Origin of the sequence: Phenylobacterium sp. NIBR 498073, assembly GCF_027286305.1 — a bacterium.
GTDB lineage: Bacteria > Pseudomonadota > Alphaproteobacteria > Caulobacterales > Caulobacteraceae > Phenylobacterium.
This window is the reverse complement of record NZ_CP114599.1, coordinates 1,795,529-1,820,218: the sequence shown is the minus strand read 5'-3', so window position 1 is coordinate 1,820,218 and position 24,690 is coordinate 1,795,529. Positions and strand designations below refer to the sequence as shown.

Annotated in this window: 18 protein-coding genes; 3 read left to right on the top strand and 15 right to left on the bottom strand. The window is 64.0% G+C overall.

The annotated features are described in order from the left end of the window. Nucleotides 1–89 precede the first annotated feature (89 nt). The gene (locus tag O4N75_RS09065) at nucleotides 90–1,349 is read right to left on the bottom strand and encodes a cytochrome P450 (protein ID WP_269629030.1); all 1,260 of its coding nucleotides are present in this window, start codon (nucleotides 1,347–1,349) and stop codon (nucleotides 90–92) included. A gap of 586 nt (nucleotides 1,350–1,935) precedes the next feature. On the opposite strand from O4N75_RS09065, the gene O4N75_RS09060 reads away from it, so the two are divergent. Beyond that, nucleotides 1,936–4,524, top strand: a complete 2,589-nt coding sequence (locus O4N75_RS09060; protein ID WP_269629029.1) for a TonB-dependent receptor — start codon at nucleotides 1,936–1,938, stop codon at nucleotides 4,522–4,524. A 121-nt stretch (nucleotides 4,525–4,645) separates the two neighbouring features. On the opposite strand, the gene O4N75_RS09055 is transcribed toward O4N75_RS09060, so the two are convergent. The 6 genes from O4N75_RS09055 to O4N75_RS09030 form a co-directional block, all read right to left on the bottom strand. Further along, nucleotides 4,646–5,587: a hypothetical protein gene (locus tag O4N75_RS09055; RefSeq protein WP_269629028.1), complete on the bottom strand. Its 942-nt coding sequence runs from the start codon at nucleotides 5,585–5,587 to the stop codon at nucleotides 4,646–4,648. Between the two features lie 349 nt (nucleotides 5,588–5,936). After that, a complete protein-coding gene (locus O4N75_RS09050) occupies nucleotides 5,937–7,601 on the bottom strand; it encodes a choline dehydrogenase (RefSeq protein WP_269629027.1) in 1,665 nt (554 codons plus the stop codon). Nucleotides 7,602–7,918: 317 nt separating this feature from the next. Continuing rightward, complete coding sequence (locus O4N75_RS09045) at nucleotides 7,919–8,587, bottom strand: TetR/AcrR family transcriptional regulator (RefSeq protein ID WP_269629026.1); 669 nt, start codon at nucleotides 8,585–8,587, stop codon at nucleotides 7,919–7,921. Nucleotides 8,588–8,687: 100 nt separating this feature from the next. Next, nucleotides 8,688–10,271: an AMP-binding protein gene (locus tag O4N75_RS09040; RefSeq protein ID WP_269629025.1), complete on the bottom strand. Its 1,584-nt coding sequence runs from the start codon at nucleotides 10,269–10,271 to the stop codon at nucleotides 8,688–8,690. 67 nt (nucleotides 10,272–10,338) lie between these two features. Further along, nucleotides 10,339–11,550, bottom strand: a complete 1,212-nt coding sequence (locus O4N75_RS09035) for an acyl-CoA dehydrogenase family protein (protein WP_269629024.1) — start codon at nucleotides 11,548–11,550, stop codon at nucleotides 10,339–10,341. A gap of 244 nt (nucleotides 11,551–11,794) precedes the next feature. Next, nucleotides 11,795–13,048 carry a TetR/AcrR family transcriptional regulator gene (locus O4N75_RS09030; protein WP_269629023.1) on the bottom strand — a complete coding sequence of 418 codons (1,254 nt, stop codon included), beginning with the start codon at nucleotides 13,046–13,048 and terminating at the stop codon, nucleotides 11,795–11,797. Nucleotides 13,049–13,337: 289 nt separating this feature from the next. Between O4N75_RS09030 and O4N75_RS09025 the strand changes: the two genes are divergently transcribed. Together O4N75_RS09025 and O4N75_RS09020 are read left to right on the top strand one after the other, a co-directional pair. Next, a complete protein-coding gene (locus O4N75_RS09025; RefSeq protein ID WP_269629022.1) occupies nucleotides 13,338–14,546 on the top strand; it encodes an acyl-CoA dehydrogenase family protein in 1,209 nt (402 codons plus the stop codon). Between the two features lie 178 nt (nucleotides 14,547–14,724). Then, the gene (locus O4N75_RS09020) at nucleotides 14,725–15,915 is read left to right on the top strand and encodes a TetR/AcrR family transcriptional regulator (protein ID WP_269629021.1); all 1,191 of its coding nucleotides are present in this window, start codon (nucleotides 14,725–14,727) and stop codon (nucleotides 15,913–15,915) included. 8 nt (nucleotides 15,916–15,923) lie between these two features. On the opposite strand, the gene O4N75_RS09015 is transcribed toward O4N75_RS09020, so the two are convergent. The 8 genes from O4N75_RS09015 to O4N75_RS08980 form a co-directional block, all read right to left on the bottom strand. Continuing rightward, nucleotides 15,924–17,087, bottom strand: coding sequence for a citrate synthase (locus tag O4N75_RS09015; protein ID WP_269629020.1), 1,164 nt, complete (start codon nucleotides 17,085–17,087; stop codon nucleotides 15,924–15,926). Between the two features lie 67 nt (nucleotides 17,088–17,154). Beyond that, the gene (locus O4N75_RS09010; RefSeq protein ID WP_269629019.1) at nucleotides 17,155–17,580 is read right to left on the bottom strand and encodes an OB-fold domain-containing protein; all 426 of its coding nucleotides are present in this window, start codon (nucleotides 17,578–17,580) and stop codon (nucleotides 17,155–17,157) included. A gap of 3 nt (nucleotides 17,581–17,583) precedes the next feature. Continuing rightward, nucleotides 17,584–18,786, bottom strand: a complete 1,203-nt coding sequence (locus tag O4N75_RS09005) for a thiolase family protein (protein ID WP_269629018.1) — start codon at nucleotides 18,784–18,786, stop codon at nucleotides 17,584–17,586. Next, nucleotides 18,783–19,229: a MaoC/PaaZ C-terminal domain-containing protein gene (locus tag O4N75_RS09000; protein WP_269629017.1), complete on the bottom strand. Its 447-nt coding sequence runs from the start codon at nucleotides 19,227–19,229 to the stop codon at nucleotides 18,783–18,785. Before O4N75_RS09000 ends, O4N75_RS09005 begins: the two co-directional genes overlap by 4 nt. Before the next feature lie 2 nt (nucleotides 19,230–19,231). After that, a complete protein-coding gene (locus O4N75_RS08995) occupies nucleotides 19,232–19,699 on the bottom strand; it encodes a MaoC family dehydratase (RefSeq protein ID WP_269629016.1) in 468 nt (155 codons plus the stop codon). An 81-nt stretch (nucleotides 19,700–19,780) separates the two neighbouring features. Continuing rightward, complete coding sequence (locus tag O4N75_RS08990) at nucleotides 19,781–20,914, bottom strand: acyl-CoA dehydrogenase family protein (RefSeq protein ID WP_269629015.1); 1,134 nt, start codon at nucleotides 20,912–20,914, stop codon at nucleotides 19,781–19,783. Nucleotide 20,915: 1 nt separating this feature from the next. Further along, nucleotides 20,916–22,142, bottom strand: coding sequence for an acyl-CoA dehydrogenase family protein (locus O4N75_RS08985; RefSeq protein ID WP_269629014.1), 1,227 nt, complete (start codon nucleotides 22,140–22,142; stop codon nucleotides 20,916–20,918). Nucleotides 22,143–22,398: 256 nt separating this feature from the next. Next, nucleotides 22,399–23,835, bottom strand: a complete 1,437-nt coding sequence (locus tag O4N75_RS08980; RefSeq protein ID WP_269629013.1) for an aldehyde dehydrogenase family protein — start codon at nucleotides 23,833–23,835, stop codon at nucleotides 22,399–22,401. Nucleotides 23,836–24,690: the final 855 nt, after the last annotated feature.

Here is a 24,690-nt window from a genome sequence, read left to right as displayed (position 1 = left end):
GGACCCCGCGCGGAAGACTGGATAGCTGACTTTGCCCTAGAGGGTCGCCAAGGCGTTGCGCCCCCAGCGTCCCTCAGGGCTGCTGGGCGCTAGGCACGGGCTGGGATGATCACCTTCATGGACTCGTAGCCCTTCACGAAGCTCGAGTAGGTCCGGATGGGTTCTTCGACGACCTTGATCTCCGGGAAGCGCTTGAGGATCTCTTCCCAGATGATCTGGAGCTGCAGCTCGGCCAGGCGGTTGCCGACGCAGCGGTGGATGCCAAAGCCGAAGGAAAGATGGTTCCGCGGACGGGCGCGGTCGATGATGTAGTCGTTCGGCCGCTCGATGACCTCGTCGTCGCGGTTGCCCGAGACGTACCACATGACCACCTTGTCGCCCTTTTTGATGGTCTTGCCGCCCAGTTCGTAGTCCTGGGTGGCGATGCGGCGCATGTGGGCCAGCGGCGTCTGCCAGCGGATGGTCTCGGAGACCATCGAGGGGATCAGCGACGGGTTCTCGCGCAGCTTCTTGTACTGGTCGGGGTTCTGGTTCAGCGCCAGGACCGAGCCGGTGATGGTGTTGCGGGTGGTGTCGTTGCCGCCGACGGTCAGCAGCACGATGTTCCCGAAGTACTCGCGCGGTTCCATGTTCCGGGTTTCCGGACCATGCGCCAGCATCGAGATCAGGTCGCCCCCGGGCGGGGCGTTGACTCGCTGGTTCCACAGCCCAGTGAAATAGGCGTGGTACTCGATGAAGATCTGCATCTTCTGTTCGATGGTGTCGACCAGCGGGCTCTTGCCGGGCACCGCGGTCACCACGTCCGACCAGTAGGTCAGCTTGCGGCGGTCTTCCTGCGGCATGTCGAACAGGGTGGCCAGGGTCATGGCCGTCAGTTCCATCGAGACCTTGTCGACCCAGTCGAACTCCTGGCCGATCGGCAGGCCGTCGAGGATCTTGGCGGCGCGCTCGCGGATCAGCGGGCCAAGGATCGCCAGGTTAGCCGGCGCCACCGCCGGGCTCACGGTCTTGCGCTGAACATCGTGCTTAGGCGGGTCCATGGCGATGAACATGGGCAGAGGCCCTTCTTCGCCTTCCTGGCTGGCGATGGTGATGCCGCCTTCCGAGGAGAACACCTCATGGTTCGTATCGACCGCCATGATGTCGTTGTATTTGGTGATCGACCAGTACGGGCCGTATTCGCTCTCGGCCGTATAGTGAACCGGGTCTTCCTTGCGCAGGCGCTCAAGAATGGGCCAGTGCGCGTCAGTCCGGAACAGGGCCGGATCGCCCGGATTCAACTGATCCAGCGGCAGGGCGTAGGCCTGCGCACGCGCCTCGGCGGCCAGGTCGATATTTCCGTCGCTCATGTCTCTATTCCTTCCCTTTGCGCTCTGAGGCGCAATCAGGTGCGCGAGCAGGCGCATGTCCAATCCGGACTGATCCAATAATTGTGGCGCTGGCTTATGAAACGGAACCACGTGATCCCGCCAGTTCGCCACTATCAGCTGATTGGATGCACATCGGACGCTTCAGCGTCAATGTTCGAATCTCGTTCGACGTTCGAACATTGTTCGAACGCTGCGTAAGCTTGTGAATACGAGTCCGTGGCGCGACTTTATGACTTCACCGCAGGACGCCTTACTTACACCCTCCAATTGATCTGAGGCTTGAGGACCCGCTCAAGCGACATCGGATGCTCTAGTAAGTCAGGCTGTGGAGTTGGGCGGCGAAGTCACCGCAATGCGCCGATGATTCGAACCTCGCGAGCGGTTGGGTCAGCGCGACGCCAACCGCCCCTCAACAATTGTGACGGCGCCGCAGGAAATTCCTCAAGCTTTTCAGAGCCTCCGAGCTAGGCCGAATTGCACTGCACATTGGGGCTTTTCGAACCTCGTTCGAGGAAGGCTTTTGCCGGCCGCCGGCGCCGGAGTGCGCCTGGGAGGGAGTTCAATTATGTCGAGTTACGCCCAGCCGTCGGGCCTTAGATCTTCACGCAAGTGGCTGCTGAACACGTTGCTGGCGACCGCTTCGGTCAGCGCGGTGGCCGCCATCGCGCCGCACGCCAACGCTCAGGAGGCGGCCGGCTCGTCCGACGCCCCGATGATCGAAGAACTGGTCGTGACCGCGGAAAAGCGCGAACAAAGCCTGCAGGACGTTCCGTCCGCAGTTTCGGCCTATACCAGCGAGAAGCGCGACGTCCTGGGCGTCGGCACTGTCGAGGATCTCGCCCGCATCACCCCTGGCGTTAGCTACACCAACAACGACCGCATGTCGGTGCGCGGCATCGGCCGCCTGACCAACGCCATTGGTACTGACCCGTCCGTCGCCGCGTATTCCGACGGCATCTTCTCGAATTCGATGTTCGATGCGACCACCCCGTCGATCTTCATCGAACGCACCGAGGTGCTGCGCGGCCCGCAGGGAACCCTCTATGGGCGCAACTCCATCGGCGGCGCGCTCAACATCATTTCCAAGCGCCCGACGGACTACATGAGCGGCGAAGCTCGCGCTATGATTGGCAACTACGGCTCCTACCGCCTGGACGGCATGGTCCGCGGTCCGATCCTGGAAAACCTTCGGTTCCTGGTCGGCGCGTCCATGGAGCGTCGCGACGATGGATTCATCAAGAATTCCGGCCCCGCCCGCGACAGCGGCGAGGTCTCGCGCTACACGCTAGAAGCCCAACTGGAAGCCGACCTGGGTGAGAACACCACCGCACGGCTCCGCTATACGAAGTTCGATTGGGACGACAGCTACGGCGTCGGCAATCCCATGGTGAACAACCTGTCGCCCTACGACACCACTTCGTTGACGGGCGCCGGCACCTCGGCTCTCTACTACAACAGCACCTATGGGCTGACCGACCGCAACCCGGCCGTGACCAACCCCTACGAACAGAACGTCAACTCGCCGAGCTACGGCTCGCTCGACAGGCACCATCGCCTGCACCTGGATGTGACCTCCGACCTCGGCTGGGCCACTCTGAAGTATCTGGGCGGCTACCAAACCTACAACTACAACACCTCGACCGACTCCGACGGATCGGCGCGTATCGGCCCGCAGAACATCCTTGTCGACCTCGATGGCGCCGGCCCCCTGCCCTCGTTCCTTGCTCAGAACGTGTCGACCGATGCGCGGACGTTCTACGAGGAGCGCCAGTCCTGGTACTCCAATGAACTGAACCTCTCGTCGAACGGCGAAGGTCCGATCAATTGGATCGTGGGCGTCTATCAGTACTATCAGAAGTACGATCAGCCGCAGGGTATTCGGGTCGTCGGCGATCCGAGCATCTTCAATCCTATCGGCCTGACGGGCGCGCCCTCGGATCCGAACCCGCGCGGCGCCTTCCTCTATGTCGACGGCCACCTGGAAACGAAGTCCTACGCCGCCTTTGGTCAGGTGGACTGGGAATTCGCGCCGGACTGGACCGTGACCGCGGGCCTTCGCTACACGAAGGATGAGAAGAACGGCTACGATGTCGCCCGCTATGTCGCGCGCATCCCGACCCTGGCCCTCGCCTTCGGCGCCGCCGTGCCTCCGGCCGTCGCACAAGGCTTCGCCGTCGACGTTTCAACCCAACAGGTCTGCGGCGGCACGACGCTGGCCTCCTGCGCCGCCAACCCGGCGACTGCGAGCCTGGTTCTGAACCCGGGCGGCGGCCTGCGCCGCGATCTGGGCGGTGACTGGGACGCGGTGACGGGCACCCTCAGCGTTCAATGGGCCCCGGATCGCTACACCAATCTCTACCTGCGTTACTCGCGCGGCTACAAGTCCGGCGGCTGGTTGGGCTCCTCGGGTCTGTCGCCCGACCCGTATGCCGACCCGGAGTACGTGAACAGCTACGAACTCGGTTTCAAGAAGACGTTCGGCGGTCAACTGCAGACCAACGCGGCGCTGTTCTACACCGACTATCAGGGCTTCCAGGCTCCGCTGACAGTGCCGCTCGGCGCTATCACCGCAACTCAGTTCCTCAACCTGGACGCCGCCATCTGGGGCCTGGAACTCGAAACCCAGTGGTCGCCGATCCGCGGGCTGAACTTCCTGCTCAACTACGCCTACCTGAACACCGAGCTGAAGAGCGGCTGCTGCTTCGTCGATACGGCCGATCCGCTGGCGCTCGCGGCTGGCGCGCGGCCGGTCGGCCCGGCCGTCAATGGACGTGTCCAGCAATCGCTGGTCGGCAACGACCTGCCGCTGTCGCCGGAACACAAGGCGACGGCCGGCGTGACCTATGCCTTCGACCTCTTCGAGGGCACGATGACGCTCAGCGGCACCGCCAGCTATATCGACGAGCAGCAATCGCTGCTGTTCAAGAACCCGATCTACAGCACCAAGGCTTTCACCACCGGTGATCTGCGTGCGCTGTGGTCGGACGGTGAGAAGAAGTACACCGTGATCGCGTTCGTGAAGAACGTGACCGACGAAGTCGGCTACGGAAACTCCATCGCCAACCCGACCGCCCCCACCGCCGTGGGCGCGCGCCGGCAGGTCAGCCTGAACTTCCCGCGGACCTACGGGATCGAGCTGCAGTATCGCTTCTAGGGTTCGGCGAGACTAAAGCGGCCGAGGGGCGCGGTTCATCGAACCGCGCCCCTTTCCCTTTTGTGGGCGGGGCGTGGCGATTATCGACTGCATTGCAAACTTGCAGTGGCGCCGAGCCAACTCAGCGCATCAGCGCATTGCCGTTGTTGGCGAGGAACTGCCCAGCCGTCATTCCATGAAATTCGATCCGATGCCCTTCAGGCGCGCCGCCCGTCCGCCCGCTCAGCATTGAGCGCACCAGGGCTCGAGCCAGGTCCTGATTGGATGAGGACTCGTTGAAGACTGTTCCAGTGACTGAGGCCGGCGGACACCTCACGTTCGGGGTCAGCATATCCATGTTCTGATCCAGGAAGCTGAATCCCAGGAAAACAACCTGTTCGGCTTCGAGCAGGGCCTCGTGAATGGGAAGGTGCTGGGCGTCGTGGGCCCCCTCCGTAAAGGTCCGAATGCCCTTCGCGAGAGTCAGAAGCTGTTCGTGCGACGAGAGCTCCACGCCGTAGTCCGCCCGCAGCGACTGGGAAACGTCCAGATCCCAAGGCAAAGCGCCGATCCGTCCGTAGGGATGGATGATGCGCATTCCCGCCATGACGCGGGCAGCCTCCTCCTCGTTGAAATCGCCGTACTCCACCAACGCATTGAAGAAGTAGTGCTCTATGCATCGGTCGTAGTTGAAGCAGACAAAGGTGACGTTTCGGAAGAGATCGGCGATGCGAGCCTTTCCTGCGACGCCTTCCTGCATGCGCCCGAACAACTGCCCCAGCCAATGCGGCTGGTCGCGCGTGACGCCCGCGATGGCGGCATGATCTAACGGCGTTGGCTGCAGGCTGCTCGCGCGCTCGGCCTCCAAGATCGTTTGCACGATCGCCAGCTTGCCCAACTGGACGATCCGCGGGTCGTCCGATCGGAAGGCCAGGTAGCGGTCGATGGAGGTTGAGTGGGGAAGTCCACGGGCGATTTTGCCCGCCGCCTCGAGCCAGAGCCCGACCTTGTTGCCGGCATCGATTTGTTCCTGATGAGCCAGCTTCCTGACGGCGCTCAGCATGAGCTCGTCGTACGGCTCCATGTCCCGGGCGCGTTGCGCCCGGGAGAGGCTACCCATTCTGTCGACGATCTGAGACTTGAGCGTCTCGCCTACCGGTAGGCCATATTCGAAGCTGCAGCCGGCTCCGACAACGAAGACGGTCCTTCGTGCGAACATGTCCTTGCGCCCCTCGCCCGAAGCGCAAGCCTGGGCCAACCGACCCTGCGTTGCCGCCCCTAAGCGGCGCATTAGGGTGAGCAGCCGTATGAATTGCAAGGCGGCCGCCTACAGCTCGTCGGCCTGAGACGGGAAGGCAGATCCTCGCAGCGAGCCGCCGGTAGTACGAGCAGGCCAGGCGCGCCGGGCTCTATCCCGACGCGCCTGCGCTATTTCAGGCCGCGGCCTGCAGCGCCGGCCGGCCCAGGATCATGTCCGCGGCCTTCTCAGCGATCATCATCGTCGGCGCGTTGGTATTGCCCGACACCAGGCGCGGCATCACCGAGGCGTCTACGACTCTGAGGCCGTCGATGCCGATCACCCGCAGCTGCGGATCGACGACAGCCATCGGATCGCGGCCCATCTTGCAGGTGCCAACCGGGTGGTAGAGCGTCTGCCCAGCCGCCCGTGCATAGGCGAGCAGCGCCGCGTCCCCTTGCAGGCCATCGCCTGGGATGAGCTCTTGCTGGATTTGCGGGGCGAGCGAGGCTTGCGCCGCAATCGTGCGGGCCCACTTCAGCGAGGCGATCGCTACCTCCTGATCGATGGGGTCGGCGAGGTAGTTCGCAAAGATCTTCGGATGCGCCTGAGGATCGCTGCTGCGAATATGAATGTGACCACGCGACTCCGGACGAAGCTGGCACGGCGCCATCGTCAGCCCCGGCTGGCTGTCCATGACCATCTTGCCGGCCGCCATGGTCTTTTCGCGATCGGTCGAGGCGGGGAGAATGTGGAACTGGATGTCCGGCTCGGCCAAGTCCGGCCGCGACTTGCAGAACGCCGCGACGTGCGCGGCCGACAGGGTCAGGAGCCCCCGCCGCAGCACGGCGTATTTCACGATCTCGCCGGCGAACCGCGCGCCGCGCGTGAGTTCGTTCACCGACAGGACGCCCGGCTTCAGCCGCCATTGCATTGGGATCATGTAGTGGTCTTGAAGGTTCTCGCCCACGCCGGGCAGGTCCTTCACGACTGGCACGCCCAGTTGCTGCAGCAGAGCGCCAGGTCCGACGCCCGAGAGCTGCAACAGCTGGGGAGAATTGACTGCGCCGCCCGCCAGGATGACCTCTTTGCGGGCGCGCGCCGTGCGCGTGACGCCCTGCTGGATGAAGGCCACCCCGACCGCACGGCGATCCTCGATCAAGACCTTACTGGCGAGCGCGCGGGTTTCGACCCTGAGGTTGGGCCGCTTCATTGCGGGGTGCAGATAGGCGACAGCGGCTGAGTTCCGCTGACCATTCTTGACGGTCAACTGATACCAGCTGACGCCCTCCTGGTTCTCGCCATTGATGTCACGACGCGGCAACCCAGCTTCGACGCAGGCGTCGATCACCGCCTCGGAGATGGTGTTAGAATCGCGAGGATCAGAGACGTTGAGCGGCCCGCCGGTTCCGTGCCACGCGTCCTCGCCACGCTCCTGGTGTTGGGAGCGGCGGAAGTAGGGAAGGACGTCGTCCCAGGCCCACCCTTCGCAATTCAGCTGACGCCAGTTGTCATAGTCGGCGTGTTGGCCGCGGATGTAGAGCAGGCCATTGATTGAGGACGAACCACCGAGCACCTTGCCTCTCGGCCAGACGTGCTCGCGGGCATTCGTGCCTGGGTCGGGCTCCGTTTTGTAGAGCCAATTGACCTTGGGATCCTTGATGGTGACGCCATAGCCCACCGGCACGTGGATCATCATGTTCGAGAAGAACTGGCTCGGCTCACGCGTAGGGCGATCATCGCCGCCGGCCTCAAGCAGCAAGACCTTAGTCTTGCCATCGGCGCTGAGCCGATTGGCGAGGACGCATCCCGCCGAGCCGCCGCCGACGATCACATAGTCGGCTTCCACCACGTCCACCATTCGTCCCTACTCCGTCACGCCGGGCGCCCCGCCCCCAGCTCTTTGTTGTTGCGCCGGTCGGAAGGCTCAGCGCCCGGACCAGGTCGTTCGTCGTCAAGGCCAGTCTCACGACCCCGACCAAGAGCCTCGCCGTCGCGCAAGACGTCGGCCCGGTGCTGGTTTGATAGTTAAAACGTTGTTCGAAAAGGCCTATCGTGCGTGGAAAGCGACAGGCTTGGCCCCGATCGGACAACAGGAAGATCCACTGTCCCGCCACGCGATCCGACGGCTGGCGGAAGCTTCACTCAAACCCGCTCATTTGCTTGCGTGAGTTCCTGCTAGGCGGGAGCTTGGCGTGTCAGCGCGCCCTCGAGGAACACCTCCACGCACTGGCGCAGAAGAGCTTCCAGATCATGCTCAGCGGCCCCCACTGGCACGAACGTATCGCTGAACGTTAGGGCAGTGAGCAACGGAGAGAGGATTTGTAGGGCGAAAAGGCGGGGATCTCCGCTGCGCACCTCCCCGCGCGCCTGGGCGTCCGCGACAGCGTGTTCGAGACTTGCCAAGGCTGGCTGAAGGACCTGATCGTGGCAGATCTGCGCCAGTTCCGGGAAGGCGCGAGATTCTGAGACCACCAACTTGAAGACCGCCGCCAGGGGAGTCGTTGCGGCAACTCTTGCCATGGGCTCGGCTAGACCTCGCAGCAATGGCGCAAGGCCGCCCGGCGCGGTCTCGGTGCGGTCCTTTAGGGATTGGACGTGAGGCGCCAGGGTATCAATCACCACGGCGCGAAACACGTCCTCCTTCGTGGCGAAGTATCGGTAGATGAGACTTCGCGCGATCCCAGCGCGCTGCGCGACAGCCTCAAGCTTTGCTTCGTTGAAGCCCCGCTCCAGGAACTCGGCCGCGGCAGCTTCGAGAATCTCGGTGGTTCGCGAGGCGCTGCGCCGGGAATATCGTCGGCGTCCTGACGGCGATCTGGCTACAAGTTCTTGGCCTACTTCCATGCGGGATCGTCTCAAACGCCCGCCCCGTGAGGCGGCGCCCTCTCTTAAAAGTCAGAGTCGGCGGCCGAGCAGATCGCGGCCGCCGCCATTTTGCGCCAGGCTAGATCTGGCGGGTGCGGCCTTCCCAGTAGGGGGCGCGGACCTTGTTGCGCTGGATCTTGCCAGCTTCGGAACGCGGCAGGTCGGTGACGAAGTCGAGGCTGCGCGGCACCTTGAAGGCCGGCAGGGTCTTGCGGCCGAAGTCCAGGATCTCCTGGGCCAGGGCGTCGGACGGGGCGTAGCCCGGCTTCAGCATGATCACGGCCTTGACCTGCTCGCCCCACTCGTCGTGCGGCACGCCGACCGTGGCGCTGTCGGCGACGGCGTCATGCTTGATGAGCTCGTTGTCGACTTCCTGCGGGTAGATGTTCACGCCGCCGGAGATGATCGTCTCGGCGTTGCGGCCGGTGAGGAACAGGTAGTCGTCCTCGTCGAAGTAGCCGATGTCGCCCATGGTGAAGAAGTCGCCGACGCGGTTGGCGTTGGTCTTCGCCTGGTCCTTGAAATAGGTGAAGCCACCGCCCGGCGGGAGTTGCTGATAGATGCCTCCGGCCGCTCCCTGGGGCAGTTCATTGCCTTCCTCGTCTAGGATCTTGCAGCCGAGCAGTTGCGGGCGCTTGCCGACGCTTCCCGGCTTCCGGAGCCACTCATCGGAGTTGATGAAGAACCCTGCGCCCCCCTCGGATCCGGCATAGTACTCGGTCAGCACCGGCCCGAACCACTGGATCATCGCCTGCTTGACCTCGGGCGGGCAGGGCGCTGCGCCATGGATGATGAATTTCACGTGGCTGACGTCGTACTTCGCCTTCACCTCGTCCGGCAGCGCCAGCAGGCGCTGGAACATGATCGGCACCATGTGGAAATGGGTGACTTTGCGCTCGGCGATGGACTTCAGGACAAGCTCCGAATCCCACTTGTCCAAGAACACCAGGGGCACGCCGGCGGCCATGGCGGCCCGGACATCGAAGTTCAACGGAGCGGCATGGTAGGCTGGCCCTGCGCCGAGCTGGACGTCGGTGCGATGGTCGTAATCCCCGCGGAGCGGCTGAGCCTGCGGGGCCGGGGGGCCGGGCCGAAAGACCCCCTTCGGCCGCCCGGTCGTCCCGGAGGTATACATCATCTGCGTGCCGAGAACCGGGTCAGCGATATCGGTCCCGTCGATCGAGGCGATGGCCTCCTCATAGCCTTCGAAACCCGCAATGGCGCCGCCTACGGCCAGACGCAGGACCAAGTTCGGACAGTCTCGCGCGGCCTCTTCCAGGGCGCCGACCCGTATGTCCCCAACCAGGACCTTGGCCTCGCAATCGCGGATGATGTAGCCGATCTCGTCTGCGGTGAGGTGCCAGTTCACGGGCGTCAGGCGAACGCCGGTCCTCAGGGACGCGGCTAGCGCTTCGACGAACTCATGGCGGTTTGAGCACACGAGCGCCAAGGCGTCGCCTGGCTTGACGCCATGCGATCGGAAGAGGCGCGCTAGCCGGTTCGCATTCGCATTGATCTTCTCAAAGCTGTGAGCTGACCCGTCAGGATCATAGACTGCGACCTTGTCGGGCTGAACGCTCGCCCACACCGAAGCGACCATCCCCACCGCGGCCGCCGCGCCGAGTTGCTCGGCCACGTCGGCGCGTTCCAAAACAGTATCCATGGTTTCACTCTCCTCGCGCCAGGCGTTCGCCCCCGAACCTGCCCTGGCGCTTGTCGTTAATTCTGCGTCAGCGGGTGTGGGACGTGGTGTCAGGCAAACCGAGCACCCGCTTTGAAACGATGTTGTTCTGCACCTCGGTGGAGCCGCCCGCGATCGTCGAGGACTTGATCCTCAGGTACTGCCGCCCCGCGGCGATCTCCTCGGAGGAGAACCCCTCCCCTTCCCAACCGAGTCCCTGTCGGCCCATAGCCTCCACGATGAGCTCCGCGGTGTCCGTGTGGAGTTTGGAGGCAGCAAGCTTCATGATTGATACCGCCGCGCTCGGGCCGCGTTCGGATCGGCCAGCCTCAGCCACTCGACGCAGCGTCAGGGCGTATGCGTGCGCATCCATCTGGTTCTGGGTCATGCGCGTGCGAAAATCGCGATCGGCGAGCCGACCGCTCTCGTCGAGCCCGATATAGGCCTTCGCGTGGCGCGTGAGGTCGGCAGGATCGACGCGGGGCGGACCGTCCGTTCCGCCGGACAGACTGTTGCGCTCATGCTCAAGCAGTCGCTTGCCGACCGTCCAGCCGCCGTTCAGCGGTCCCACAAGGTTTTCCTTGGGCACGCTGACGTCGGTGAAGAAGGTCTCGCAGAAGGGGGACGAGCCGGCGATCAGCTTGATCGGCCGCGTCTCGACGCCTGGGGCGCGCATGTCGATCAGCAGGAAGCTGATGCCTTCGTGCTTCTTGGTGAAATCGGTCCGCACCAGACAGAAGCACCAGTCAGCCCACTGGGCCCCTGACGTCCAGATCTTCTGGCCGTTGACCAGGAAGCTGTCGCCTCGATCCACGGCCTTGGTCTGAAGGCTGGCCAGGTCCGACCCGGCCCCCGGTTCGGAGTAGCCCTGGCACCAGCGCAACTCGCCCCGCGCGATCGGGGGGATGTGCTGCGCCTTCTGGGCTTCGGTCCCGTATTCCAGCAGGGTCGGTCCGAACATCATGATGCCCATGCCAACGATGGGGTTCCAGGCTCCGATCGCGGCCATCTCCTGGCGCAGAATCTTCGCTTGCTCAGATGACAGACCGCCGCCGCCATAGGCCGCCGGCCAGGTCGGCACGCCCCAACCGCGATCGGCCATTCGCTCTTTCCAGAGCTTGTAGTCGCCCTCGACGGGGGCCGGAGATTCCAGCGCCGCCAGGTCGCTTCGGCCGATGAGGGACTGTGGGAAGTTCTGCTTCAGCCAGTCCCGAACCTCGAGGCGGAACGCTTCCAAATCGGTAGTGACGCCGTCAGCCATACTATCCTCGCCCGTCGCACAGCACTTCCGACCCGCACGAACGGCGCCGGACATGCAGACATGTTCGACCTGAGCGCTTGGCTCGACATGCCGGAGCAGCCCTCAGTTACGTTGAGGTGATGGTATCAAACCCAATCGTAAAATCAATTGGCGGGACCCGTCCCCTCCCTGATGCGTCTATTCGCATCGGGCGTCGCCCGCCTCTTACCCTCCGAAGTCGTGTACCGGCTGACGCCGCCCGAACCTACGTCGCCAGCAAACCTAGGCGCAGGACGTCGGTCGTCTCGGCTGCGACCAAGGCGAAGTCCTCTGACTGCTGCTTGGCGAAGTCCTTCCAGAGCCAAGCAGATCCGCCGGGCATCACTTGCTTGAGAAGCTCAAGATCGACATCGCGCATTGATCCTTCGAACTTCGCCGCGCGAAACAGCTCCGTGTACTGTTCGTTGCGCGCCTGCAGGCGTTGGGCCGCCCGCACCTGCTCGATCTCCGGCAGCGCACCGATGGCGCTACCATAGCGAAGCGGCTGCAACTCCTTATGTTGCTGCGCCATGGCGTTGGCGCGGAGCAGAGCGACGATGTGGTCCATCGCTGTGGAGCCCTGCATCAGGGCTTGGCCCATGATGTAGTCGTAGATTTTTTCTGCCCGAGCAAAGCACGCGCCCACCAGGGTCTGCTTGTCGCCGACGTAGCGATACAAGCGCGCCTTTGTCGTCCCCAGCGTCGCGGCGATCTCATCTAGCGAGGTGGCGTCGACCCCGCGGCACGTGAACATGCGCGAAGCCATGACGAGTATGGTCTCACGCTTGACCTGGGCGATGACATCTTGATCAAAGCCATCGCTTGCCCGCACCAGGAGCGGTGACAGATCTATCGGGTCTAAGCAGGAGGCAGGCTCCCGCTGCGCGGCCCAGCCGACCGCGAGCAGATCGTTCAGCGCAACTACGACCCGGCGCCGATCACCGTCTGACTTCGCCGTCCAGCCCCCTGGCAGCGGAACCCAGTGGATAAGGCTGATGACTGTGCGCGCCACGGTCGGCGCATGGCAGGGCCTAAGTTCACCTGATTGGGCGCCGTCCTCCAGAAGGCGCGACAACCTCGCGACCACGTCGTCATAGATGCGGAGGATGGCGGCATGGTGAGCAGGCTGCAGCAGCCCGTACTCGTTTAGCGCCGCCATTTGCGGGTGGTCTGGGTCCAGACAGCGCGTAACGAAACCCTGCAGCACCTCCAGCGCAGAGCCGCCCCCCTCCGTCGCCTCCACCAGATGGCCCGCTAGGATCTCACAGGACCGCCGGTACACCTGGAAGATGAGATCCTCAATGTCTCTGAAGTAGTAGTAGAGCGCATTGCGCGTTACCCCGAGGACATTCGCCAAGTCTTGCAATGTCGTCTGGGAAACGCCGTTGGCGTTGAGAAGGCGGGAAGCCTCGTCGAGCACTTCTTCGCGCCGGGCCTTAACATTCGGCTGGCGCCGCGCGGAAGAGGATTGGTCTGGCATGCCCAGGCGATGACACTTCATTCTGACGTCGGCGCAGGAACGCGCTAGCTAGTTCCGAACCTAGCCAATTTTCGCCCACCGTGGCTAGCGGCGCAAAGCCGGCAACCCAAAGCCGATCGGATGAGGCGCCTAAATCGATCGAACAATCCCCAAACAAATCGGCGGGAATAGGGATTTTACGAATCCGTATTGGCACGATACGGTTTCGGATGCGACCAGCACGAACTCGACCAGAGATGGTCGGCTGCGACAGTTCGAGCGAGGCTTCTGCATTGGCGAGGATGCGACAATGAGCGATGCACCGGACACCAAGTTGGCCGCCTTTCGAGCCGAGGCAAGGGCCTGGCTGGAGGCGAACTTCCCGAGCTCGCTAAAAGGGCGCGGCAATGTCGGCGGCGAGGCCCCGGTTACCTGGGAGGGAGACGCCGCGCTTTGGAAGCAGCGGATGGCCGATCGCGGTTGGGGCGTGCCCACCTGGCCGGCGGCCTATGGCGGCGGCGGTCTGTCGTTCAAGGAAGCGCAGGTTCTGCGTGACGAAATGGCTGCGATCGGCGCCTGGAACCCCATCGGCGGCATGGGGGTGATGATGTTCGGACCAACCCTGCTGGAATACGGGACTGAGGCCCAGAAGACGCAGCATATCCCCCCAATCGCGCGGGGCGAGTTGCGCTGGTGCCAGGGCTACTCCGAACCGGGGGCCGGGTCGGACCTGGCCAGCCTTCAGACCAAGGCCGAGGATCGAGGCGACAGCTTCCTGGTCAACGGCCAGAAGATCTGGACGTCAGGGGCCCAGTGGGCTGACTGGTGCTTCTGTCTGGTGCGGACCGATTTCACCAAGAAGCACGAAGGCATCAGCTTCCTGCTGATCGACATGCGCACCTCAGGCGTCGAGACGCGGCCGATCAAGTTGATCTCCGGCTTCTCTCCTTTCTGCGAGACCTTCTTCACCGACGTCAGCGTGCCCAAGGAAAACCTTGTGGGACCGCTGAACGGCGGCTGGACGGTCGGCAAGCGCCTGCTACAGCATGAGCGCAACAGTCTCTCAGGGGGATCAAGCGGAACCGCTGGCGGCGATCGCAAACGCCTGGTGCAGGTCTCAACGGACTACATCGGCCTGGATTCTTCGGGCCGTCTCGCGGACGCCGATTTCCGAGCCCGGTTGATTCTCAATCAGATGGAGGCGCACGCCTACGCCCTGACGCTCCGGCGCATCGCCGACGAGGGGAAAAGCGCCAACGGACCGAGCGCCGTCACGTCCATCCTGAAGAACGTCTCGGCGAAACTCGTCACAGAGACCGCGGAGATGGCCATCGAAGCCATGGGGCAGCGTGGATTAGGCTGGGAGGGTGAGACTTACTCGGAAGATGAGCTCGCCGCAGTACGCAGCTATCTCGGGGTAAAGGCTCACGCCATCGCCGGCGGCTCAACCGAAATTCAGAACAACATCATCTCCAAGCGCATCCTCGGCCTGCCGGATGCGAACGCCCATTCGAGCTAACCCGGCGTGGACGACAAGTCCGCTTGCGTAACCGCTTCCGCTCCTGGCCAGGGCCGCTCTCCCTTGGCGCAGCATGCAGCGCGGCTGCCGCCCCCGCATCGTTCGCGGGGCCATGACGTCGCGCGCCATGCGAGGGCGAGTGTGCGCCATGCGAGCTAGGTCTGGCCGTCGCGAACAATTGCTGGATCTCGCGGCCAAGCAACTCAACGCGCGCGGGATGTCGCAGAGGTCGCTCGCCACGCTCGCAGCGAGCCTAGGCTTCACGCGCAACGCCCTCTATCGATACGTGGAGGACTTCGAGGACCTCCTGGGCCAGGTCTACCGTCGCTCCTGCGAACTCCTCAGCGAGCGCCTTAGCGAGGCGATGGCGCCCACCTCGCCCTTGTTGATCGTCCAGCGCTTCGTCTCGCTTGCGCTCGACGGTGAACGTCCAGAAATCGCTGCTCTCAACGAATACGGCCTACTTCACCCGCAAGATCGCACCGACGTGATTGATATGTATCTCGCTGTGGAGGCGAGGCTGGCCAGGGTGATCTCCCATGGCTTGAAGAGCGGCGAACTGCGGTCGTGCGATCCTCAGTTGGCGGCGCGCACGATCATCAATCTCATCCATTGGGCCCCGCTTGGCGCCAGGCGCGGCCTCCTCGTCGACGCGTCCGAGCGTGAACTGGCGATTGAGACCATCAATGGACTGCTATTGGTGGGTTGGGCCGCCGACCGGCAGGCGCCGATTGCTCCGCCCGAGATCGACCTCTCACCATTGATCGTCCAAATCACTGATGGCTTCGACCAGGCAGCGCTGCACGAAGTGAAGCGGGAAACGATCCTCGCCTGTGCGAGCCGCATGTTCAACAGCCGAGGGGTTGAAACGACATCTCTGGATCATCTGGCCGCTGAACTGGGCACGACCAAGCCTCGTCTCTACAAATACGTCGGCGACAAGACGGCTCTTGTAGAGGCTTGCTTCGCGAGAGCTGACAAGATCAACCGGCACATCCTGCAGGCCGCCCGCGAGCTGCCGTGCGCACCGATGGACAAGCTTACCGCGCTCTTGCGCACGTCCACCGCCATACGGCTAAACGGCCCGCTTGAGCCGATGCGGTACTTCCTCGCAGGCGCTCCAAACCCGGAGATCGAACCTTTACGCTCCCGTCGACGACTGCTGCGAATGGTGGAGAACAACACTCAGCTCTTCCGCGAATGCCAGGACGCGGGCGCCGTGCGCCGATTTGATGTCCAGGGCCTGCAGCTCATCAACATGACTGGCGGCGGCGGCATCATCCGGCACGGTGACAGGCCGTCCGTCGCCGCCAAGGGCGCGGCCGCCGAAATGGTCGAATTACTTCGCCTGGGCCTCTCGCCGCTCTAGCCACCAGCCTATTCCAAGGAGAGCGCCGGACCTGAGTAACGAGCCCTGGGGCGGATGATCTTGTCGGCTTCGCCCTGTTCGATCGCATGGGCGATCCAGCCCGCACAGCGCGCCACCGTGAAGATCTGGAAGGGCGCATCCTCAGGCAACCGCATGGCCTGACAGGCCGCGACCAGGGCAAAGTCGATATTCGGACGCAGACCGGTGGCCGCGAACACAGCTTCAGCAAGATCGCCAGGCAGATCGGGGAGCGTGAAACGCTCTAACAAGGCCGCAGCTCTGGGATCGCCGCCCGGATAGAGATTGTGCCCGAAACCCGGCAAGGCCCGGTCATCCTGCAACCGCCGCCTGACGGCCTCCGGCGGGCCGAGACGGTCGGCCTCTTCGATGAACGCGCTGACGGAAGCCGAAGCGCCGCCATGGCGCGGGCCAGAGAGGGTGGCGAGGCCGGCCAAGGCCGAAGCGCTGAGCGAGGCTCCCGTCGATGCCGCCACCCGCGCAGCGAAGGCCGACGGATTGAGCTCATGGTCGGCGACGAGGACCAAGAGGCGTCGAATGAGGTCCGCCGCCTGTCCTCCCGGGCCCTGACCCCAAGCCAGCGCCAGACGAACATGGATGGGTCCGCTTTCGACCGCCCCTGTCACCGCATCGACCAGGACGTCAAGTAGTGTCGCAGCTTCCACAGCTAGGGAGAGGTGTCCGCGGCCTCTCGCCGGCGGATCCGCTGCGGCGCGCAAGGCCAGGACCAGATAGGCGCGCGAGCGCATGTCTGCGCCCACGGGTGGGGCGGGGCGTTCCGCGCGCTTGAGAGCCACGCCGTGACCACCGCGCAGCAGGCGCGCCACCGATTCCAGTGTCTCGGTCTCCGCCAGTTTGATCGCGTCGCGGCCGCGATAGAACAGGCGACCAAAGGCGACGGTGGTGATGGCGCTCTCGAGGACCGGCTCCCCCCAATCGATGGCCTCGGCCGCGACATCGGCCGTCCGCCGGCTGCGGGAGCGACGGGCGGCGAGCGCTGCGATGTCCGTCGCGTGGTAGAGGCTCCGCCGCGGATTGTCAGGGTCCTGGCGCACTCGGACCGGATTGCGGCTGACGTAGGCATAAAGGGTCTGCGGCCGCACCCCGAGCCGCTCGCAAGCGTCCTCGGCGCCGATCCACTCACGCTCGGGCATGTCGCCTTCTCACCTTTGGCCCGGCCGAAACGACCCCGGCGAACTTAAACGCCCTGACCCCTCAAGGTCAGCCACCGGACCAATCTGGCGCAAAGCGCAGCATCGTGACATCCCCATCCGGCGCCGCCCCCAAGACTGGACGCATACGCATGCCGACGCGCAACTCTTCCGGCGAGGCCTCCACGATCTCTGTGGTCAGACGCGGTCCCTCGTCGAGCTCCACCACGCCGAGCAGCTGAGGCGTGGAAGCCTTCCAGGCGGGAGCCGTGGGATATCGAGCGATGGCGAAGGTGTAGAGAATTCCTCCGCCGCTCACTTCGCGCCATTCCAGGTCGTCGGCTAGCGTGCCTGGCGCCAAGACTCGCGGATAGAACACCCACTTCTGGCTTGAGGGGGAAAACTGCAGGAGGATTTTGCCCTGCTTCAAGCCATCCCAGAACGGCAGCGCCGTCGGGGTTGGAAGGATCGATGGTTTCTGCGGGCGGCTATCCAAGGCCTAGTCCCCCTGGAGGACAAGGGCGACCTGCTCGCCCATGACACCGCCATTGCCCGTGACGAATGCCCGGTGGCAGTCCTTGACCTGGTTGGCGCCTGCCCGCGCCTGAATCTGACGCGTCGCGTCGCAGACATGGGACATGCCCCCGGCGATCCCGGCCTGACCGAAGGACAGTTGTCCGCCATGAGGATTGCAGGGGAACTCGCCACGGAAGCTGAGGTCATGGTCGCGCACAAAGGCCATGCCCTGTCCGCGGCCGCAAAATCCCGCGTCCTCCAGGGAGGTGACGACCGTGATGGTGTAGCAGTCGTAGATTGAAACCATGTCGATATCTGCGTGCGCGACCTGCGCCATTTGAAGCGCCGAGCTGGCCGCCACCGCCATCGGCGTACGCAGCATGTCTTCCGCATAGGTCGGGGTCTTGAACGCCAGATGCTCGCCGAACCCACGAATCCAGACCGGGCGATGCCGGCAGGTCCGCGCCACATCTGCACTCGCCACAACGACCGCCGCGCCCCCGTACATCGACATGACGATTTCCAGCATATGCAAAGGATCGGCGATCATGGGGCTGGCCAGGACATCGTCGATAGTGATCGGCTTGCCGTGGAAGAACGCCGCTGGATTGGCGCAGGCGCTGATCCGCTGATCGACCGCGATCTTGGCCATGGCGCGGGGATCATAGCCGTGCATGGCAGCGTATCTCTGGGCGATCATCGCATAGGACACGTTTTGAAAGACGTTCCCGTGCGGAATGTCGAACTCCGCCTGGGGGGAACCGTAGGCCCCGGCGAATGATCCGTAGTGCGTGGTGTCCTGTGGCACCGGACGAAGGGACGGCGGTCCGGGGGATGCGGGTAAAGCGCAAACCACGACATCGCAAAGTCCCAGTTCGATCGCGGCCGCCGCGCGCCACACCATCGCCCCGGCGCTGGCGCCGCCAAGATCCACATACTCTGCGAAATTGACCGGCAGGCCGAGATATTCCGAGATGGTCGCGGGGGCGAAGATGCTCACTTCCGCTAGCTTACTGGTCACCAGACCATTGACCTGCTCGGCGGCGAGGCCGGCGTCGTTCAACGCTTCGCGGGCTAGCTGCGCCCACTGCTCGATGGAGAATAGGGATAGAGCGGTCGGGTCGCGGGTGGGCCGCCATTCGGCCACGCCGACGATCGCCGCCTCGCCTTTGAGGCCGCGCTTCACAACGCCACATCCCGCCGAGGCAAGGCGACCGAAATCAGGGCAGAGCCGAGAACCTCGCCCTGCGCGTTGGTTTCTTCAACCTCCACTTCGACGATCCCCTTGCCGCCCTGAAGTCGCTTTGCGCTGACAGTTCCCTGGAAGCGCAGTTCATCACCCGGGAAGGCGGGGCGTCTGTGCCGCATGGCGTAGCCTGCCATCATGGCGTCCGGACCAGCCCAGTCCGTCACGGAGCGGGCGGCGAGTGCGCCATGCAAGGGCCCATGCACCACGATATCCCTCAGCCCCTCCTCCTGGACCGCCCAGGTCTGGTCGTAGTGGATCCGATGGGCGTTGTTGGTCGCGGCGCTGAATAGAAAGAGCTGCGTGCGCCCCACCGTGGTCGAAAGGACCGGCAGGAGGTCGCCGACTTCGACATCGTCGTAGCAAGGAGTTTGTTCGCCCATGCTCAGCCTCCTGCCTGCAGCGGCAAGGCCAACAAGGAGTTGATATTCACCGCCACCAGTTCCTCGGGCAGCCTTCGATAGGTCGTCACCCAGGTGATCGCGACAAATGGGCCGGACCGACCTGCCTTCTCTTCAAGATCGACCAGCTCGCGCCGCCAGTGAATGACGTCACCGGCATAGGCGGGCGCATGGAAATTCCACTCTTCCGAGCCGGCCATTCGGCGAGGCGGAAGGGGCATCGCGTGATCCATGCTGTTGGGGATGCCATCGGGCCGGAGCTTGGCGGGGTCCGAAACGCTCATCAGCCTGGTCGAGAGAAAGAGTGGCGGCATCAAGACATCGGGATGCCCATGCGCTCGCGCGAAGTCAGCGTCGAAATAAAGGGGATTGAGGTCGCCGGCCGCCGCCGCCCACCGCTGGAAGTCGCGCGCGATGATGTCCACCGAGCCGCTCTCCGAGGCGCCGATCATGGCGAGCGCCTCGGGCGTAAGTAGGGATGCAGTCATCGGTCGGCCGGTGTCTCGCGGTTTTGCATGGGAACGGGCTCCTGATCAGCCGACCAACGACATGGCGCGTTCCAGGCGTCGCGACTGAACCGCCGCGGGTCCGCCGAGCAATTCGCTCGCCTTTGCCCGTTCGGACCACAGGTGCAGGTCAAACTCACGCATGTAGCCCATGCCGCCATGCAATTGATGAGCCGTCAGCGTGGCGAACTTGTAAGCCTCCCCGCACCTTTGCTTCGCAAGCGCGACTTCCCGTTCGGCCAAGCGTCCCTGAGAGGTCAGCCACGCGGCCTGATAGGCCGCCAGGCGAGCGCCCTCGATCGCGATATGCATGTTGGCCACATGGTGCTGGACGGCCTGGAAACTCGCCAGCGGTCGGTCGAACTGCGTGCGGCCGATGACATACTCAACGGTCCGGTCGAGGACCGCTTGAGCGCCGCCGATCATTTCCATGGCCTGGAGCGCAGTCATGGCGTTGCTGAATGCGTGGAGTTCACCCGACAGGCGTTCGGCCGGCTCGACGTAAATAAGGCGCGCCGGATCAACGGCGACGCCATCGAAGGTCATGACGCATTGGACGTCGCGGCCAAAGGTCTGCATGCGCTCGATGCGGCAATCAGGATGATCGCCATCCACGATGCAGACCAGCGTGGTCGGAGGTTCTGCGGCGTCCACTTGAGCAGAGATCACAACGGCGGATGCAAGGTCGGCGTTTGCAACGAACTCAAGCGCCCCGCTCAGCCGCCAACCGCCATCTTCGTAGCGTGCAATAAGACGCGGCGAGACGTCCGAGGCGTCAGAAGGGTTGGACAAGGCCACGCTGCCGACCATCGCGCCGGCCGCTACGCCGGGCAACCACTGCTGCTTCTGCGCGGCCGAACCGAACCGGTGCAGCGCCTGACCGAACGCCACGGTGCTGTAGACCGGCGTAGGGCACAGGACCCGCCCCGCCTCCATGAAGGCCAATCCCAGATCGAAGAGACTTCCGTAGCCGCCAAAGTCTTCAGGCAAGGCGAGACCGAACAACCCTACCTCGGCAAGGCTGCTCCACAGCGACGAAATGTGGTCGCCGTCCGGATTGGCCTGCAAGTCCCGCACAAGGCTTGTGGGACATTCCTTGGAGAAGAGGCGGCGGAAGGACTCCTGAAGGGCTTCCTGTTCGGCGTTCAAGGACAGGTCCATCTCAGGCCTCCTGCTTGAGGTCTTGGGAGGAGACTGGTTTTGGCGGGGGCGCACGGCCGGAACTGGGCATCCCGTAGCCCCGCTGAGCGATGATATCGCGAAGCACCTCGTTCGTGCCGCCGCCGAACCGCCCAGGCGGCGCGAATCGATAGAGGCGTTCCATGGCCCCCTCGAATGGCGATCGCTGATCGGCCCAGTGAAGCTGGCCGTAAGCCCCCAGGATCTGCGTCCCGTAATCGGCAAGTCGCTGCCGCAACTCGCTAAGAAAGATCTTTTCGGCGCTGATTAGGGTCGAGGGGATCGAGCCGCTCTCGAGTTTCGAGGCTGCGGCCAGGCCCATGAGGCGGCCGATCTCGATGTCACCATCAAGCTCCACCAGCTTGGTGCGTACGTCCGGTTGTTCGATGAGCCGCACGTCGTTCAGTGTCTGCGTCCGGCAGAACTCCACCAGCGCTTCGAACTCTCGTCGCAGGTCCCCTGAGGTGAGCATCGCACCCCGTTCGAGGTCGAGCGCCCCGGTGACATAGATCCAACCCTTGTTCACCTCGCCGATGAGGTTGGTCCGCGGCACCCTGACGTCGGTGAAGAAGGTTTCGTTGATCCGCCAATCGGCCCAGGTCCGGAGCGGTCGGACATCGATCCCCTTGGTGTCGATCGGGACCATGATGACCGACAGTCCCTTGTGCTTGGCCGCCGTCCGATCGGTACGCACCAACAGCCACTCATGGGTGGCCGAATGCGCGAAGCTGTTCCAGATTTTGGACCCGTTGATCACCCACTCGTCGCCATCGAGTTCGGCGTGGGTTCGCAGGCTTGCGAGGTCCGTGCCCGCGCTGGGTTCTGAGTATCCGATGGCCGCGAAAATCTCGCCTCGCGCGATGCCAGGCAGGAACTCGGCCTTATTCTGCTCAGTGCCGTAGCGCATGATCATGGGCGCCATGGACGTTACGGTGAAGTCCGGCCCCGGCACTCCCGCGTAGAGAAACTCCGTCTGGAGGATGTGCTGGTCGACAGGACCGCGGCCGAGGCCGCCGAACTCAACGGGCCAGGCCAGGCCGTACCATCCCCGCTCTCCGACCTTGCTGCGGAATGCGCGTAGCTCCGGCCCCCGAGCTTCGGCGCCCAGGTGAAGCAGCTCATGCAGGAGTTCCGGCGTGACATGGTCGGTGAGGAATGAACGGATCTCCTCGCGCCATGCCCATTGATCGGCAGTGAGCTCGAAATCCAAGAAATCCTCCCTGACACTGCGGCGCGGAGTCCGCGCGCGTTTGCATTGAGGCGAGCTTACAAAGGCCCCGCGATGGCGCAAATTGTTTTTACGTCTCGGTTCGCTATCGAAACCGCTGCGTCATTCTTCGCGCCATCGCGTCAGGCGAGCACATCCTTCATCGCCCCAGGGGCGCATGGTTTCTGATGGGGGATGCAAGGCGGGCCGGCAGGACGCCCATCCTGCCGGCCCGCAAAGCGTCAGCTATTTCCGAGCGTTACTCAGCCGCTTCCTTCGGCGCGTAGCCGAGGACGGCCTTCACTTCGAGGAACTCGTTGAAGGCGAAATCGCCCCACTCGCGCCCGTTGCCGCTCATTTTGTAGCCGCCGAACGGCGCCATCAGGTCGCTCGCGCCGTTGATGATGACCTGTCCGGCGCGCAGCTTGGAAGCTACGTCACGAGCCTTGGAGAGATCCGCGCCGTTGACGTAGGCGGCCAGGCCGTACTCGGTGTCGTTGCCAATCTGGATGGCCTGGTCGACGTTCTCGTAGCCGAGGATCGACAGCACCGGGCCGAAGATCTCTTCCTTGGAGATAGTCATCTCCGGGGTCACGTTGGCGAACACGGTCGGCTTCACATAGTAGCCCTTGTCCAGGCCTTCCGGACGGCCGACGCCGCCGGCGACCAGGGTCGCGCCCTCGTCGATGCCCGATTGGATCAGCTTCTGAATCTTGTTGAACTGAACCTCGGAGACCACCGGGCCCAGCAGGCTGTTGCCGTTCGGGTCGCCGACGGTGATCTGCGAAGCGGCGGCGCCGGCAACCGCGATGGCCTCTTCCATGCGCGCCGCCGGGACCAACATGCGGGTCGGGGCGTTACAGGACTGGCCGGAATTGGTCATGATGCTCGCCACGCCGGCGGCGACACTCTTGCCTAGCACCTCGTCGTCCAGGACGATGTTCGGGCTCTTGCCGCCCAGTTCCTGGGCCACGCGCTTGACGGTCGGGGCGGCGTTCTTGGCCACCTCGATGCCGGCGCGGGTCGAACCGGTGAACGAGATCAGGTCCACGTCCGGATGGCTGGACAGCGGAGCGCCGACGCCGGCGCCGTCGCCTTGCACCAGGTTGAACACGCCGGCCGGCACGCCGGCGGCATGCATGATCTCAGCGAAGATGTGGCCGGTGAACGGGGCCACTTCCGACGGCTTCAGCACCATGGTGCAGCCGGTGGCGATGGCAGGGGCCACCTTGCAGACGATCTGGTTCAGCGGCCAGTTCCAGGGGGTGATGAAGCCGCAGACGCCGATCGGTTCTTTGACGATCATCGTCGGGCCGCGGTCTTCTTCGAACTTGAAGTCCTTCAGCACGGCGGCGGCCGTACCCAGGTGGCCCATGCCGATCGGAACCTGCGCGCGCTGCGCCAGCGACGAAGGCGCGCCCATTTCCTCGGTGACCGCGGTGGCCAGGTCGCCGAAGCGCTTCTGGTACTCGGCGAGGATGCGGTTCAGGACGTCCAGGCGCTCTTCGCGGGTGGTCTGCGACCAGGTCACGAACGCCTTCTTGGCGGCCTTCACGGCCTTGTCCACGTCGGCGGCGCCGCCGAGCGAGATCTTGCCCGCGACTTCTTCAGTCGCTGGGTTGATGACGTCGAGCGTCTTGGGTTCGACCGGATCGACCCACTGACCGTCGATGTAGAACTGCAGGTACTCGCGCATTTGTAAGGGCCCTCTCACTGGCCGACCTATTGAATATTGCTGCTAGGCCCGCCTGCAGGTTCAACGGTCTGAGGCGTCGAGCGCCCTTCTGCGGCCGGACCTCGACCGAGCGCCATGCTCTCAGCGTTAAAGCCCGCAAACCGGCCTGGCCTGGCGGTGCAAGGTGAAGCGCGGCGACGCCCAAGCCGAATCGACTTCGTGTCGAGATCCTCAGGCGACCGAAAAACTGAAGCTCTCCAGGCGACGCCGCGCGAGAGACAGTTGAGCCGCGTTGTGGGCACGCTCCTCAGTCTCCGCCTGCGAAGCAACAGCTTCGAACGGCGTTCCACAAGCCTGCGCACCTCTCAGGTCAGGCTAGCGTCTCGGACCTTGTCGAAAGGCGTTCGACACTTCTCCGATAGTCGAGGCGCCTTCAACGCGCTTCCTGCTGACGACTGGGCGAGCAAAACCGCTCGCCCTTTTTTTTTTTGCGCCTGCCCCCGGCTCGCCGTCGGCGCGAACTCCGCCATGCGGCCAGCCGAAGGCGGTCAGGCTGACGCTGCGTCAATTGGTGTTGTGGAACGCCGTTCGAGCCCATCTCTTCGCGCCTCGGCGTACTGTCGACCCTCGCATGTGCGCTGGACGACGGTCCTTCTGACGCCAGACTTCCCCCAATCGACTAGGCCCCGCCGAATTTATCGGCGGGGCTCCTTTTGATGAAGCTTTCGGCGGGGGCCCGAGCGCCCGCGTTGCAACTCAGCAACAGTTGACGTTGAGGAAGGCGTTAACACGCCCTTCACCTCCACAATCAGTTTTCGAACCTTGTTCGACGCCTCCTGCTCGATTCCAAGCGCCGAGAGAGCGCTCAAAGGGAGG